At 40.1% G+C, this 14,534-nt stretch carries 13 protein-coding genes; 3 read left to right on the forward strand and 10 right to left on the reverse strand.

The window, feature by feature from the left end; genetic code table 11:
• Positions 1–81 precede the first annotated feature (81 nt).
• Positions 82–4,947, reverse strand: coding sequence for a S8 family serine peptidase (locus R8N23_RS00345; RefSeq protein ID WP_318169564.1), 4,866 nt, complete (start codon positions 4,945–4,947; stop codon positions 82–84).
• A gap of 338 nt (positions 4,948–5,285) precedes the next feature.
• Between R8N23_RS00345 and R8N23_RS00350 the strand changes: the two genes are divergently transcribed.
• Genes R8N23_RS00350 through R8N23_RS00360 form a run of 3 tightly spaced genes read left to right on the forward strand, consistent with a single transcriptional unit; the run spans position 5,286 to position 8,154 of the window.
• The gene (locus tag R8N23_RS00350; protein WP_318169565.1) at positions 5,286–6,686 is read left to right on the forward strand and encodes an aminopeptidase P family protein; all 1,401 of its coding nucleotides are present in this window, start codon (positions 5,286–5,288) and stop codon (positions 6,684–6,686) included.
• Positions 6,683–7,708, forward strand: coding sequence for a YCF48-related protein (locus R8N23_RS00355; protein ID WP_318169566.1), 1,026 nt, complete (start codon positions 6,683–6,685; stop codon positions 7,706–7,708). The genes R8N23_RS00350 and R8N23_RS00355 overlap by 4 nt, the downstream gene beginning before the upstream one ends.
• Positions 7,705–8,154: a GreA/GreB family elongation factor gene (locus R8N23_RS00360; protein WP_318169567.1), complete on the forward strand. Its 450-nt coding sequence runs from the start codon at positions 7,705–7,707 to the stop codon at positions 8,152–8,154. The genes R8N23_RS00355 and R8N23_RS00360 overlap by 4 nt, the downstream gene beginning before the upstream one ends.
• A 33-nt stretch (positions 8,155–8,187) precedes the next feature.
• Here the strand turns inward: R8N23_RS00360 and R8N23_RS00365 are convergent, their stop codons facing one another.
• From R8N23_RS00365 to hisB, 9 genes are all read right to left on the reverse strand, one after another.
• Positions 8,188–8,520, reverse strand: coding sequence for a type II toxin-antitoxin system PemK/MazF family toxin (locus tag R8N23_RS00365; RefSeq protein WP_318169568.1), 333 nt, complete (start codon positions 8,518–8,520; stop codon positions 8,188–8,190).
• Positions 8,507–8,755, reverse strand: a complete 249-nt coding sequence (locus R8N23_RS00370; RefSeq protein WP_318169569.1) for a ribbon-helix-helix domain-containing protein — start codon at positions 8,753–8,755, stop codon at positions 8,507–8,509. Before R8N23_RS00370 ends, R8N23_RS00365 begins: the two co-directional genes overlap by 14 nt.
• A gap of 51 nt (positions 8,756–8,806) precedes the next feature.
• On the reverse strand, positions 8,807–9,583 hold the full coding sequence (locus R8N23_RS00375) for an ion transporter (protein WP_318169570.1): 777 nt from the start codon (positions 9,581–9,583) through the stop codon (positions 8,807–8,809).
• Positions 9,584–9,633: 50 nt separating this feature from the next.
• On the reverse strand, positions 9,634–10,122 hold the full coding sequence (locus R8N23_RS00380; protein ID WP_318169571.1) for a nuclear transport factor 2 family protein: 489 nt from the start codon (positions 10,120–10,122) through the stop codon (positions 9,634–9,636).
• A 308-nt stretch (positions 10,123–10,430) separates the two neighbouring features.
• Positions 10,431–11,036 carry a bifunctional phosphoribosyl-AMP cyclohydrolase/phosphoribosyl-ATP diphosphatase HisIE gene (gene hisIE, locus R8N23_RS00385; RefSeq protein WP_318169572.1) on the reverse strand — a complete coding sequence of 202 codons (606 nt, stop codon included), beginning with the start codon at positions 11,034–11,036 and terminating at the stop codon, positions 10,431–10,433.
• 102 nt (positions 11,037–11,138) lie between these two features.
• Complete coding sequence (gene hisF, locus R8N23_RS00390; RefSeq protein ID WP_318169573.1) at positions 11,139–11,894, reverse strand: imidazole glycerol phosphate synthase subunit HisF; 756 nt, start codon at positions 11,892–11,894, stop codon at positions 11,139–11,141.
• A complete protein-coding gene (hisA, locus tag R8N23_RS00395; protein ID WP_318169574.1) occupies positions 11,884–12,603 on the reverse strand; it encodes a 1-(5-phosphoribosyl)-5-[(5-phosphoribosylamino)methylideneamino]imidazole-4-carboxamide isomerase in 720 nt (239 codons plus the stop codon). The genes hisF and hisA overlap by 11 nt, the downstream gene beginning before the upstream one ends.
• Positions 12,604–12,762: 159 nt before the next feature.
• Positions 12,763–13,350 (reverse strand): imidazole glycerol phosphate synthase subunit HisH, encoded by a 588-nt coding sequence (hisH, locus tag R8N23_RS00400; RefSeq protein ID WP_318169575.1) that lies wholly within the window; start codon positions 13,348–13,350, stop codon positions 12,763–12,765.
• The gene (gene hisB / locus R8N23_RS00405) at positions 13,347–14,480 is read right to left on the reverse strand and encodes a bifunctional histidinol-phosphatase/imidazoleglycerol-phosphate dehydratase HisB (protein ID WP_318169576.1); all 1,134 of its coding nucleotides are present in this window, start codon (positions 14,478–14,480) and stop codon (positions 13,347–13,349) included. The genes hisH and hisB overlap by 4 nt, the downstream gene beginning before the upstream one ends.
• Between the last annotated feature and the right edge of the window lie 54 nt (positions 14,481–14,534).

The raw sequence follows: 14,534 nt of genomic DNA on the forward strand, positions 1-14,534 counted from the left end.
CTATAGGGCTGCCGAAAATTCGGCAGCCCTTTTTTATACGATTGTTTTTTTTATGGAAATTAGGCTCAATCAGTATAACTCTTATTTGATTCGAACTCTATGTATATTTCTTCCAATACTGGTCTCAATCATCAAAACATACAATCCAGGCTTCACGCTAGACACGTCAACTCGTATGACGTTATTGCCCGTATTTTTAGTTTTTAATTCACTTATTTCTTTTCCCGAAACATGAACCAAACTCATGCTGTTCACATGTTTTATATTTTGTAAATCAATTCTTAATTCATTTTCGACGGGATTGGGATAGACAACTATAGCATGTTGATTTATTGGTGCATCCAACAGTAATTCTTCTTCCTCTTCTTCTACAGCTTCCTCTTCCACCTGAATGTCCAAGGTATATTTGTTGCTGTACAAATCTCCTGCTTCCGTTGAGTGATATACAACTCGAATTGGCACCATTATTTCCCCAAGATATGATTCAGCAGGAATTACTGTACTCCCTTTATAAGAATAGTCGTCACCTTCACTTAGTTCAATTGAATAATCCTCATCCGATGACTTTAGATTACTCATATACAAGTCCTCTAAGGATAAGATACGAGACTCATTGGGCTTAATGGAAATATCCTTCTGCCCATCTATTTTTGGGACGAGATGAGAGTAGATATGTTGAACCACAACAGTTGCATAAGCAGGGTCACTATCTAATTCGCCATCATTTGCTGTAATTTTGACGGAAAGTGTTCCATAGAAGTTTTCATCAGGATAAATGTCATCTCCACTTACAGTATAATTCTCACCTTCATGAATTGTATAGTAAACTTCGTACCACGGCTTATAGGATTCAATACACAAATCCCAAGCATCAATCGTCGTGTAACTACCCATATCTATTACTTTGTAGGGAAAGCAATTTATCTTGGGTTTATCTTTGACTTTGATATTGAAATAATATTCTTGCTTGTCTGATGATGAATTTGAAACTTCCACATTCAAATACAAGTCGACCATAGATTCCGAAGTCACATAAACTTCGTCTCCATTAATCTCAATTCCATAAGAATCATTCAAAGTCATAGAAAAATTATCTGGAAATTCTCCTTCCGGATCTAATATTTTTAAGTAATCCATGCTCATGGTAAAAACACTATCCCTTTCTATAATTACATCTTCTTGCCCAACAATTTCAAATGTTGAAAGCGAACTTCTAGTATAGATTTCAAAATAGTAAATAGGTGTGAAATCCATTCCATCGAATATTCTAATTGGAACTCTGATAAAGTTGCTATTATAATTCACAGGAGTAATAGAATTTCCAATTCTTTCGAAGTAATACTTATTCCAAATGTCGTCTACAAACTCGACGGTGAAATCATCAGGAAATGTATTATCCAAGTCTTCGATATATAAATCTTCAATGGAAAACTCATAGGACTCACCTAATGTAACAAATACCGTTTTCTGACCTGTGATTTCAGGCTTTTCATTTCCTACAAGCAATTGGAAATGAAAAACCTCACTTTCGTCTATACCATCTGAGACATTCAAATTCACATCAATAGCCTGCTTACTATCAGTCGTAGGTGTGATAGTAAGGCCCGATACAGTATAAAGTGAATTGTCGTCTTCTTGAATAGAAATTTCATGATCAAATGGATAAATATGATCTTTATCTACAACTTTCAAATCACCCATTAACAAATCGTATGGTTCATCAAAAGCTACAGAAACGTGATTTTGGTCTATGATTTGGGGAATGTGATTGGAAGAAGCATCCAGGCCGCTTCCCAACACATATCTCATTGAGTCTTCTTCCGAATCTATTGCAAATACTTCAAGAGACAAATGATCACCGAACTCCTTTGCTTTAATGTCAACTTCAAATGTAAATAGAGAATCTTCTTTTCCAATTTGAATGGCTTCAAACGATTCGCTTAGGGTTTCACTTTCATTCGTAATAACAATTTTTGAAGAAGTAATATTTCGACTACCATTACTTAGCGTGAATCTTAGTTTTCCTTCGCCGTCGGTGTTCAACTTAGGTACCACGTCGCCAGAAGCGTCAGTGAGATATAGTTGATGCATCCTGATAGGTGAAAATGCTGGGTCAGAAGAACCAACCACACTATATAAATAATGTTCGTATGAAATTAACTCATCATACCAAAAAAGAGTGCCTGTACAAGAATAATCGTTGCTCCCAATTCCATAGTAATACAAATGGTATAAATTCGTCAAGTCGGCTCCAAGTTGACAGGTAAGATAACTTGGAAACACACTCTCTCTATGCCCATAGTACACCGGATGAAACAGTCCTCTTCCAAATACTACCACTTCCGCATCCGAACCTCCAGGAAAAAATTGTGTATTTGAAGCGTCCTTTATCGAACCCAATGCTCCATTTTTAATAGCAATATTATCTATGCGATAAGTTTGATCACCTCCTTCCATATATATAGAAGGAGTTAATCCTTTAATTGTACTATCCGAACTCATTTTTTGCTCATTCCCAAAGTATGAAAATGACCAACTTTTAACTCCAATATTTTCAATTGAGTTTCCTCCACCCCATGTGGGTAGATAATTTCCATTAGGAGTTACCTCATACTCATGATTAAATAAAATTACCTCATCTATTAAGTGATCAGTTGGATAATCAATGACAACGGTTTTTTCTTGGATTTCACTTTCTTCCACTATTAAAGAAACATCCTTTTCCAACCCTTTTATATTTGGAAAATACACTTCATAAATCTCAGGGTTGTCTACTTGATATTGTTTGACTCCTGCCTTCAGCTCTAAAACATAATTCGACGAAAAATTACTGCTTCGAACATTTTCGAATGACCCTCCATAAATTCCAAAGGAATATCCTTGAGGAGATACAAGAATGGCGTTTGTAAAGTAAGAGTCAGAGTCTTTAAACTTTTCACTTAATGTTTTACCATCTTCAATTTGCACAGAGTAGTCAATCTTTCTAGTGACATCTTTTTTCGAAATTTCAACTGTAGATGATTTACTAACTTCTACATTTTCTTTCAATACAAATTTGTCCCGATCCCAATTGTAGGCCAATACATCATATGTTCCACTGGGCACCTTGAATGTTACTCCATCATATTTGTCAGTATCTCCACTATTCCAATCCCAAACGAACTCATCTTCATTGTACACATATATATCCACCCAATAATTAGGATCATCCAGCATCACTGTAAGTTCAGAGGTACTCATAAAAGACCATGGTACCACGATAGTTTTTGAATTTGTCTGAATATTAATCACATCCGAATATGACCTCGTAGGCGTTGAGGTCATTTCAAAAACGGCATTATCTACTTTTAAAGTAAACTCTACGCTCGCCGAATTACCAGGTTGAATTGCAAAATTGTAAACAGATGGTATCATCGTTATACCAGAAATCACATCTATATCAGTTATAGCATAGTTTTCTATCTCTATTCCCGTATTAGTAATTGTTAGGTTTAATTCTTTCTCCCATATTGCTTCATTTATTTCATTTCTTCCAAAACTTAGGTTAGTCAAGGATAGTAAACTGGTTGCTTGTATGGCATTCATTCCATCTACCTGACCTGATCCTTCAGCCATCACTTCTTCACCAATTGATTCGGCTGTGGTCACTAGTGCAGATTTAACATTTTCAGGAGTCCATGAGGGGTGTACATTTAAAAGTAAAGCTGCCAATCCTGCCACGTGAGGTGTAGCCATAGAAGTGCCATTATATGAACTTGTACCTCCATTGGTGACTGATGAATTGATATTGACTCCAGGAGCAAGTAAATCAGGTTTAATTGCAAAACTACCATTTGCAGGTCCCTTAGAACTGAACCCTGCCAATTCTCCATAATTATTAGACGCTCCTACAGTAATGGCCAGCTCTGCAGTGCCTGGTGATCCTATTTGCCAGAAATCATAATCATTCCCAGCTGCTACACAAAATACCACACCCATTTCTACTGCCGCGTTCACGGCTTCTGACAATGGGTCATAGGCATCTCCTGAACCGCCAAGACTCATATTTACTACATCAAGCTTATCTGAAGGGTTATTGTCGCCGTTGGGATCTACTGACCATTCAATAGCAGCTATAATCTGAAAGTCATATCCAGAACCGTATGAATCCAAAGCTTTTAGAGCATAAAGAGTAGCTTCGGGAGCCACTCCGATTAATCCATCACCATTTGCCGCTACTATGCCAGCAACATGGGTTCCATGATTATGGTCATCTATAGGGTCTGCATCATTGTTTACAAAATCATAACCACCTTCAACTTTATAACCTGCTCCAAAACCCTCTCCTAAAGCGGGGTGCATATAATCGATTCCGGTATCAATGATACCTACTGTAATTCCTTCTCCTTTAGTATTGTAGTTTTCCCATATTTGGTCCGCCTTTACTAAAGCAACTGTTTCATCCAAACTAGCAGTATACTTTTTTACTTCTTTCACATACTCCACATAAGGCAAGTCTCGTACCAGATTGAGCATATTTTGAGATAGTCTCATATGCGCTCCATAAAACGCCTTGTAATATTCTTGTTTTACTTCTGCGTAACTCTGTTCATTCGATCTTGAAGAAGTACCCAATGCTTGAATGTCTTTATTAAATTGGCCGAACCTTCTAATCACTTCATCATTCAATAAGCCTTTATCTGTACTTCTCGATGAAGAACTGGGTCTTGGAGATCCTTTAAATTTTACAATGTATTCTTCATTAAAAGCACTTTCTATAGACTTTCTTGAAGGTACGGCTGAGATCTCAGATTTTCCATTTTCTATGATACTGATGTAACTAGTCTCTTGAGAAGAACCGTTTAATACAATTCTGTTTTGAAAAAGTGGATGTTCGGATGAAACGCTTTGAGCGGAAAGGTTCAATGCTGTGAGCAAACACAGAATCAATAGATTGAGTTGGTTCATTAAATATATATTATGTCAGAAATTCATGAAATACTTCCTAGCCCACCAAAATGATGAGTTATTTCCCAACAATGCTGTGTCAAAAAAGCATTAAAACAAATCATTATTCAAGTGAATTGATTAATAAATTTTTAATAAAAATAAAATCATATATCTATTTGCTAATTATCGGTCAAAATATAACACTGATGCTTCCAATATTTGTGAAGCATCTAAAAAGCAAACAAAAAACCCTGTGCGCCATATATTAAACGGTTCACCTTAAGCACATAACAATCAGAATACACTGCTTAAGTGCTATATCCTATTATATTTGAAACTCATAACAACTGATATCCATGTTCAGCAAAAACACATACATCCAAAGAAGAAATAGACTTAAAAAAGACGTTGGCCATGGGCTAATTGTCTTATTAGGCAATGAAGAAAGCAGCATCAATTTCAAAGACAATTGGTACCACTTTCGTCAGGATAGCTCCTTTCTCTATTTCTGTGCTGTGGCACTTCCCAGTCTTACGGCCATTTTCGATTGTGATAGCGGCGAAGAAACCATATTCGGTGATGAATTGACCATTGATGATGTGGTATGGACTGGTCCACAACCTAGCATTGCGTCTCTGGCAGAAAAAAGCGGTATTACTAACACGGCTGCTAATAGCCAACTAGAAATTGTCATAAAAAAAGCCATCAACAGTGGCCGTACTGTTCATTTCATTCCACCGTATAGAGAAGAGCATGTAACCAAACTTGCTACCTGGACAGGCAAGTCTGTAGCTGAAATTAGATCAGGAGAATCCGTGCCTTTGATTAAAGCCATCATTGCACAAAGAAATATCAAAACTGCCGAAGAAATCGTAGAGCTACATAAGGCAGTGGACCTTACTGCAGACATGCATTTGGCTGCCATGAAATATGCGAAACCTGGCATGAAAGAAGCAGAGATCGCCGCTAAAGTAAATCAGGTCGCTTTGGCCGGAGAAGGTCAGTTATCATTTCCTATTATCATGACCAAAAATGGTCAGGTACTACACAATCACTACCATGGCAATACGATTCAGGAAGGGGATATGATTCTATGCGACACAGGGGCTGAAATTGCTTCAGGTTATGCTGGGGACATGACTCGCACTTTTCCAGTAGCCGCTCAATTTTCTAACACCCAGCGTGAACTTTATCAGACGGTTTTGAATGCGCATGAAGCTGCCATAGCCGCTCTCAAACCTGGCGTGAGATACAAAGACATCCACCTATTAGCCTGTGCCGAATTAGCCAAAGGGCTGACTGAAGTAGGTCTGATGAAAGGTGATCCAAAAGAAGCTGTTGCTGCAGGTGCCCATACCATGTTTTTTCAATGTGGGCTTGGCCATATGATGGGCATGGACGTCCATGATATGGAAAACCTAGGTGAACCATATGTAGGTTATTCGGACTCATTGAAGAAAAGTACAGAGTTTGGATTGAAATCTCTTCGCCTAGGTAAAGAGCTCGAAGCTGGTTTTGTGATCACAGTGGAACCAGGTATCTATATCATTCCTGAACTCATAGATCGATGGAAAGCTGAAAATAAATGTGCTGAATTCCTGAATTATGATAAATTAGAGTCCTACAAATCTTTTGGCGGTATTCGAATCGAAGAAGATTTTGTAATCACAGAAAACGGTGCAGATCTCCTTGGAAAGCCTGTAGCCAAAACTGTACAAGACGTTGAAGATATTAGAAAAGAAGCTTTACAATCATGAAAAACCATTTGATCTTTTTTGCCCTGATTTTATTAGCCGCATGCGAGCCCTCTAAGAAGACCTATATCTGGGATGAATTCGCCGTAGAAGGTGATGCCTCATTTCGAGGAATTTCGGTGCTGAATGAAAAAGTCATCTGGGTATCCGGCACCAATGGGTTGGTGCTCAAAACAGAAAATGGAGGACAAGATTGGGAAGAGGTTTATATACCTGACACTGATTCGCTTGACTTTAGAGATGTAGAAGTACTGACCAAAGACGAAATCGTGTTGATGAGTGCTGGCCCAGACTCCCTTTCGAATATTTTTAAATCGAATGATGGAGGTAGACATTGGGAGAAGACGCTGGCGAATGAAGATAGCCTTGGATTTTTCGATGGTATAGCCTTTTGGAATCAATCAGAAGGAATTCTGGGAGGAGATCCAATTGATGGCAAATTGTTTTTGATGAAAACAACCGATGGAGGAGAAACCTGGCAAAGAATTCATCCTGACAAATTGCCAGAAATGAATGAAGGAGAATTCGGAGGTTTTGCAGCAAGTGGTAGTCATTTGACCGTAAAAGGCAATTCTATCTGGGTAGGGTCTGGGGCGGCCACCTCCAGAGTTTTTTATTCCAAAGACCGAGGAGAACATTGGGAAGTCGTTTATACACCGATCATACAAGGAGAAGGAACTCAAGGTATCTTTTCCATTGACTTTTTTGACGAAAATACTGGCGTAGCTGTGGGTGGTGATTACAAAAAAGAAAACGAAGGTGACAAGAATGTCATTCTTACCAAAGACGGTAGCGAAACTTGGTCACTCAGTCAGAGTTTTCCTATTTATCAATCTTCTGTCCGGTACCTTTCGGAAGATGAATTAATATCGGTGGGACCCGCGGGCTGTTATCAATCTATCGATGGTGGTTTGACCTGGTCAGCTTTTGGTGATTCTGGATTTCACACACTGGATGTAGCCGAAGATGGGACTATTTGGGCTGCAGGAAAAGAGGGACGAATTGCCCAATTGACATCCAAATGATAAGCAAACAAAAGGTGCATCAAGCTTGTCTTGATCTACTCGAACAAAAGATAAACATCTCCTGGCAAGGCATGGAAGAGGCACAGGCCAGTGCCAATAATGAAACCAAATCATCTGCAGGAGACAAATATGAAACTGGCAGAGCCATGAGCCAGCGTGAAAGAGATTTGCATGCTCGCCAGCTTGCAGAGCTCATGAATATGAAGAAAACGTTGACCAATATTGACCCAGACAAAGTCAATTCAACAGTTGAGCTAGGGGCTTTGGTGGAAACAGAAGCTTCCGCTTTTTACATTTCAGCGAGTCTAGGAGCAGTTGAAATAAATAGTGAGAAAATTATGGTCATCTCTGCCATTTCTCCGATTGCGCAGGCCATGCTCGGCAAAAAATCAGGAGACACTTTCGAGTGGATGAAGAAGGTGAATATGGTAGTGGGTGTGAGATAGGTTTTAATTCATAAGAACCGAAAACCTTAAGAATTAATATCTCAAAATATCGCCCAAAGTATTCTTAATCCTTTCAACTTGATCGGGCAAGATGTACCCAATTCTTTTCTTCAGTCTGGCTTTGGCTACTGAGCGAATATGAAAAGTGAGAACTTCTGATACTTTCGGTAGATTATTCAATTGATCCGGTTCTAAGATCACATTTCCTTTGTACGCTTTGATAGAAGTAGTAAGTGGACATACAATCACTACCTGAAGTTTCTGATTAAGTAAGTTGCCACTAATAATAACTGCAGGGCGTCGGCCAGATTGCTCCCCATCTTTAACTGGATCTAAATATAGCTCCCAGATTTCACCTTGTCTCATCGGCAGAATTTACTTGAATTAGGTATTCTGCCATTCCTTCCTCGGCAATCGACATTATTTCATCGTCTTTTCCTGCCTGATCATAAGAAGCAGCGTATTGCGCACGCGTGAGTTGATCAAGATAAATATCCAATGCTCGCTCGATCAATTTGTTTTTTGGCAGCTTTAATTCTTTTGCTGCATCATTGAGTCTCGCAAGCAGCGAATCCGGCAAAGAAGAAGTGAATGTGCTCATAGTGTATAATTATGAAATGTAAATATAATTCTTATTTATATTCTGTCCAACCTACAAGTTTTCCTTCTTATCATTTTTCCGTTTTGATTCTTTTCTTCTTATTATCTGCTCTGTATACCCTGAAGCTAGAATACCTGAAGGTAGTGCAATAAGCCCAATACTTAATAAGGTAATTATACCTCCTAAGGCTTTCCCAAGAGCTGTTATCGGGTATACGTCGCCATAACCAACTGTGGTCAGCGTCACAATTCCCCACCATAAAGATTTGGAAATGCTTGAAAAATGATCTGGTTGAGCCTCTCGTTCCAAATAGTACATAAGGGTGGATATAATAATTAGAATAATTACTATAAAAACAGATGTAACAAGCAGCTCTTCCTTCTTCTCTTTAAATACGCTTCTTATGAGGTTAAAGGCACTTGAATACCTAGCCATTTTCAACACTCTGAAAATTCTGAATAACCGAAGAATTCTTAAGAACCTTAAATCAATTCCAACAAAAGGCAAATAGAAAGGTAAAATGGCTATTAAGTCAACGAGAGCCATTGGGTGAGTCATGTATTTAATCCTCCCTGAAAATGGAGAAGCATATTTCTTTTTCTCAATACAGGTCCAAACTCTCAATCCATATTCAATGCTGAACGTAACTACAGAACACACTTCGAAATATTGAAACCAATTTCCATATTTAGCTCTTAGTGTTGCCTCTGATTCCAAAATGATGTCCACAACGCTCAAGCATATCATGGCCATAATAAAAAGGTCAAAATAGTGACTCAGGTCTTTCTTATTCGAAGGCTCAAGGATGTGGAAAATTCGTTTTCTCAAAATAGATTGGTTTAAATCAACTTTCCTTAAAAATACATAATTACAAAACCCTATTTTGCACCAATGCTCTCCCTCACCTCGTCAGGCACTACACAATCAGTCTTTCTTCTTGTATCCGCCAAATGGAAAATTTTCCACCCTTCCACAGTTTTTACCAACTGAAAAGCGTCCACGCCACAATGTAAAAATTGATTGTTCAGGTAAAAGGCATAGTCTACCCAAACCGCCGCCAATGGGCCATCAATTTCTACTTTCTCGTTCCAAATGGGCTCATTCCAAACATCTTCTTTTGGCTGACCCACCGCATCTATGAATCGCTGAAGAGATCCTTTTCTTATCTGAGACTTGCCTTCCTTATCGGTAAACAAAGTAAAGGTTGCCGCATCAGCTGTAAAACATGCCTTGAGCAGCGTGCTGTCACTACTTTTCATGGCTTCAAATACACGCTCAACTACTTGCATGACTTGCTTTTCTTCTGATGACTGTGCTAATAAGCTCATAGACCATAAGGTCAGGGGGATGATTAATAGTTTTTTCATGAGATTTTGACTTTACTCATAAATTTAACTGATCATACATTCGACTGCGATTCAAATTTGATTAGAGGGAGAAAAAAGAGCTACAAAGGTTCGACCCTGTTTTGAACGGGCAAAAAAATTGCGGCATCCTCACGTTAGAAGATGCCGCAACGCATTAGAGAAAAGTTTGTCTTTAAATTACCCTTCTGCCTAAATGCTTTAAAACCAGCACACATTCAGGGTGCAGCGAGGGGTGATCTTTAAACTTGATATAAAATTCAATCTTTTCTCTGATTCCCACAATACCCATTAATGAGTATATTTTGATGTCAGTGTCTATCTTCTAAGACCTTCACTACATCCTCCAAGTCATACCCTTTTGCCCTAAGTAAAATCATATAGTGGTAAAGCAAATCCGCAGACTCATTGAGGAATAGTTCTTCGCTGTTGTCTTTGGCTTCGATTACAACTTCTACGGCCTCTTCACCTACCTTTTGAGCCACTTTGTTGATGCCTTTTTTGAATAAAGACGACGTGTAAGACTCCTCGTCAGGATTGTCATGCCGATCTTTAATCACTGCCTCTAGCTTAGACAAAAATGCAAAGTTCGAACTGTTCGCCTCACCCCAGCAAGTATCCGTGCCCTTGTGACAAGTCGGGCCTACTGGCTTGGCTTGGATCAGCAAAGTATCATTATCGCAATCCACCTTCAGGTCTACCAACTCCAAGAAGTTGCCACTTTCTTCTCCTTTGGTCCAGAGCCTTTCTTTTGATCGGCTGTAAAAAGTCACATTACCGGTTTCTTGAGTTTTGGCTACCGCCTCTTCGTTCATATAGCCAAGCATCAAAACATTTTTTGTTTTGGCATCCTGAATGATGGCTGGCACCAAGCCGTTGGTTTTATTGTAGTCGATTTTTGACAGTGGATTGTCCATAGTTTCTTTCAATTTTGTCACGTCATTGCGAGGAGGTACGACGAAGCAATCTCCTAAAAGTTTAAAAGATCGCTTCGCGCCGCTCGCGCTGACGGTTAATTATTAAATTCTTATTGCGATTCCCTGATTTTTTAATTCTTTTTTCAATACAGGGATTTCAATTTCTTTAAAATGGAATACACTGGCCGCTAAGGCAGCATCAGCTTTTCCTTTGGTAAATGCATCTGCAAAATCCTGAATATTCCCAGCACCACCGGAAGCAATCACTGGAATTTTCACCAATTCAGAGATTTTAGCCAATGCATCGTTCGCAAATCCATTTTTAGAGCCGTCGTGATCCATCGAGGTGAATAGGATTTCCCCGGCCCCTCGAGATTCTGCTTCTTGCACCCAGTCGAACAAGTCGATTTCCGTTGGCACTTTGCCACCCACCAAATGCACTTTCCACTTGCCGTAGATCTGCTTGGCATCTACGGCCAGTACCACACATTGGCTCCCAAATTGTGCCGCCAGCTCATCCAACACCTTGGGTTCTTTCACGGCCCAGGAGTTGATCGAAATTTTATCCGCTCCTCTGTGCAGCAAGGTATACACGTCCTCTACGGATTTGATACCACCTCCTACGGTAAAAGGGATGTTGACCTTCTCCGCCACTTTTTCTACTAATTCCGCAGTGGTCTTTCGCCCGTCGCCCGTGGCAGTAATATCCAAAAACACCAGCTCGTCGGCACCCTGCTCAGAGTAGGCCGCAGCCAGTTCTACAGGGTCTCCTGCATCGCGTAGATTCACAAAATTGACGCCTTTTACTGTTCGGCCATTTTTGATGTCCAAACAAGGCACTATTCTTTTAGTCAACATATTTCTGTAGTTGTTTCAATGAAATTTTGTCTTCATAGATCGCCTTGCCTATGATGATCCCATCCATTTTCAAAGCAGCAGCGGCTTCCACATCGGCGATGTCTTTCACGCCTCCACTGGCGATGATTTTCTGATCTGGAAAGTCATTCATCAAATCTTTGTACAAATCCACTGCTATGCCCTGAAGCATTCCGTCTTTGGCTATGTCTGTACAAACGATGTATCTGTTGCCCATGTCCTGATATTCCATAATCAGATCAAACAAATCTACCTCAGACTCTTCCTGCCATCCATTGATAGCTATTTTTCTATTCGTAGAGTCGGCGCTCAATATAATTTTGTCAGCACCAAATTTCTTCAACCATTCACCATAAATCTTACGATTTTCGATAGCCACACTACCCAGATTTACCTGTTTGGCTCCTGCATTAAAGGCAATGTTGATATCCTGATCCGTCCGGATGCCTCCTCCAAAATCAATCTTCAAACTCGTCTTAGAAGCGATCTGATCCAACACTTTAGCGTTTCGGATTTCTTTGGCCTTAGAGCCATCCAAATCCACCAAATGCAAATAGCGAATGCCTGCTCCTTCAAACATTTTGGCTACCTCCAAGGGGTTTTCGTTGTAGATCTTTTTCTGATCGTAGTCGCCCTTGGTCAGTCGTACACACTTTCCGTCTATGATATCTATTGCTGGTATTATTCTCATTTTTTTCAGTTGATGCCAATGAAAATGGCTCAAAAGTCTAGTAATTTGTCAGGCTGAGGTACTCGAAGCCTTGCTGCTATACGTAGGCAGACATTTCGAGCGCCTCAATGTGACAGTCCTTGGAGACTTTTGACTTTTGAGCCATTTTCATTAACCAAATTATAATTCAATAAAATTCTTCAAAATTCGCTGTCCAAATTCCCCGCTCTTTTCTGGATGAAACTGGCAACCATAAAAATTGTCCTTGTGCAACGCCGCACTAAAAGGCTCAGGATAATTCGCTCTCGCAATCGTCCACTCCGAATCTGGCACGTAGTACGAATGTACAAAATACATGTACTCTTTTTCTTTCAAACCTTCCATCAATGGCGTCTTCAGCCCTTCTATTTCGTTCCATCCCATGTGTGGCACCTTTAGTCCCTTATCGGGAAATAATTTGACGGGCAAAGGGAAGAGTCCCAAGCCCTTGGTGTCATTTTCTTCGGAGTATTCGCACATCATCTGCATGCCCAGACAGATGCCTAAAAATGGCTGCTTCGCCTCTTTAATCACATCCACAAGACCGTATTTTTCGAGTGATCGCATGGAGCTACTCGCTTCTCCCTGCCCCGGAAAAATCAATTTGTCAGCTGAGGCAATCTCCTCTGCGTCATTGCTCAGGGTGGTATCCAAACCCAACCTTTCACACGCAAACTTTACCGACTTCACATTGCCGGCACCATAGTCGATAATGATTACCTTACTCATAGCATGCCTTTCGTAGATGGTAAAATCATTTTGTCCTTGTCTTGTTTCACAGACATTTTTATCGCTTTCGCGAATGCTTTGAATATGCCTTCAATCTTGTGGTGTTCGTTGTCTCCTTCTGCCTTGATATTCAAATTACACTTGGCCGCATCAGAAAAAGACTTGAAGAAGTGAAAGAACATTTCGGTGGGCATTTTACCGACCATTTCTCTCTTGAATTCTGCCTCCCATACAATCCAATTTCGTCCGCCAAAATCCAATGCTACCTGACAAAGGCAATCGTCCATCGGCAAGCAAAACCCATAGCGCTCGATTCCTTTCTTATTGCCCAACGCTTCAGCAATCGCTTCACCCAAAGCGATACCTGTATCTTCAATCGTATGGTGTTCGTCCACTTCCAAATCACCTTTTACTATTACCTTCAAATCCAATAGGCCGTGCTTTGCGATCTGATCCAGCATGTGGTCGAAAAACTTGATGCCTGTATCGATATTGGCCTGGCCCGTACCATCTAGTTCTACTTCGATATCGATGTCCGTTTCTTTGGTGGTGCGCTTTACAGCTGCTTTTCTTGAGCCTCTGGCTACCAGTTCATAGATGTCTTGCCAGTCGGTGGTGGTAAGTACGATACAAGATTGCAGTTCTTCCACTTTCGTGGAAATTTCTTCTGCACCTAGCCCTTCTACATTGGCTATGAAAATGGCTTTAGCTCCCAGATTCTTCGCCAGCTCTACGTCCGTGATTCGATCACCTATCACAAAAGAATTAGCCAAATCATAATCCCCATTCATGTATTCGGTAAGCATGCCGGTTCTTGGTTTTCGGGTCGGTGCATTATCGGCTGGGAAGCTTCGGTCGATTTTTACTGCATCGAATACCACTCCCTCGTTTTCGAAGGCCTTCATGCACTTGTCGTGCGCCGGCCAGAAGGTGTCTTCAGGAAAAGAATCCGTTCCCAATCCGTCCTGATTAGTCACCATCACCAATTCATATCCAAGCTTAGCGATTTTAGACATCCAATGAAACACACCTGGATAAAACTCCAGTTTCTCCAGCGAATCCAGCTGATAATCTACCGGTGGCTCCAGCACCAACGTTCCATCACGATCTATAAATAATACTTTTTTCATTTCTTTTTTTACTGTCATCTCGACGAAAGGAGAGATCTCATTAGTAATAACTGT

Origin of the sequence: Reichenbachiella sp. (assembly GCF_033344935.1) — a bacterium.
Lineage (GTDB): Bacteria > Bacteroidota > Bacteroidia > Cytophagales > Cyclobacteriaceae > Reichenbachiella.

Bases quoted from the DNA above. Each gene is read 5' to 3' on its own strand.
- R8N23_RS00345 (WP_318169564.1), bottom strand. From the start codon at position 4,947: ATGAACCAACTCAATCTATTGATTCTGTGTTTGCTCACAGCATTGAAC.
- R8N23_RS00350 (WP_318169565.1), top strand. From the start codon at position 5,286: ATGTTCAGCAAAAACACATACATCCAAAGAAGAAATAGACTTAAAAAA.
- R8N23_RS00355 (WP_318169566.1), top strand. From the start codon at position 6,683: ATGAAAAACCATTTGATCTTTTTTGCCCTGATTTTATTAGCCGCATGC.
- R8N23_RS00360 (WP_318169567.1), top strand. From the start codon at position 7,705: ATGATAAGCAAACAAAAGGTGCATCAAGCTTGTCTTGATCTACTCGAA.
- R8N23_RS00365 (WP_318169568.1), bottom strand. From the start codon at position 8,520: ATGAGACAAGGTGAAATCTGGGAGCTATATTTAGATCCAGTTAAAGAT.
- R8N23_RS00370 (WP_318169569.1), bottom strand. From the start codon at position 8,755: ATGAGCACATTCACTTCTTCTTTGCCGGATTCGCTGCTTGCGAGACTC.
- R8N23_RS00380 (WP_318169571.1), bottom strand. From the start codon at position 10,122: ATGAAAAAACTATTAATCATCCCCCTGACCTTATGGTCTATGAGCTTA.
- hisIE (WP_318169572.1), bottom strand. From the start codon at position 11,036: ATGGACAATCCACTGTCAAAAATCGACTACAATAAAACCAACGGCTTG.
- hisF (WP_318169573.1), bottom strand. From the start codon at position 11,894: ATGTTGACTAAAAGAATAGTGCCTTGTTTGGACATCAAAAATGGCCGA.
- hisA (WP_318169574.1), bottom strand. From the start codon at position 12,603: ATGAGAATAATACCAGCAATAGATATCATAGACGGAAAGTGTGTACGA.
- hisH (WP_318169575.1), bottom strand. From the start codon at position 13,350: ATGAGTAAGGTAATCATTATCGACTATGGTGCCGGCAATGTGAAGTCG.
- hisB (WP_318169576.1), bottom strand. From the start codon at position 14,480: ATGAAAAAAGTATTATTTATAGATCGTGATGGAACGTTGGTGCTGGAG.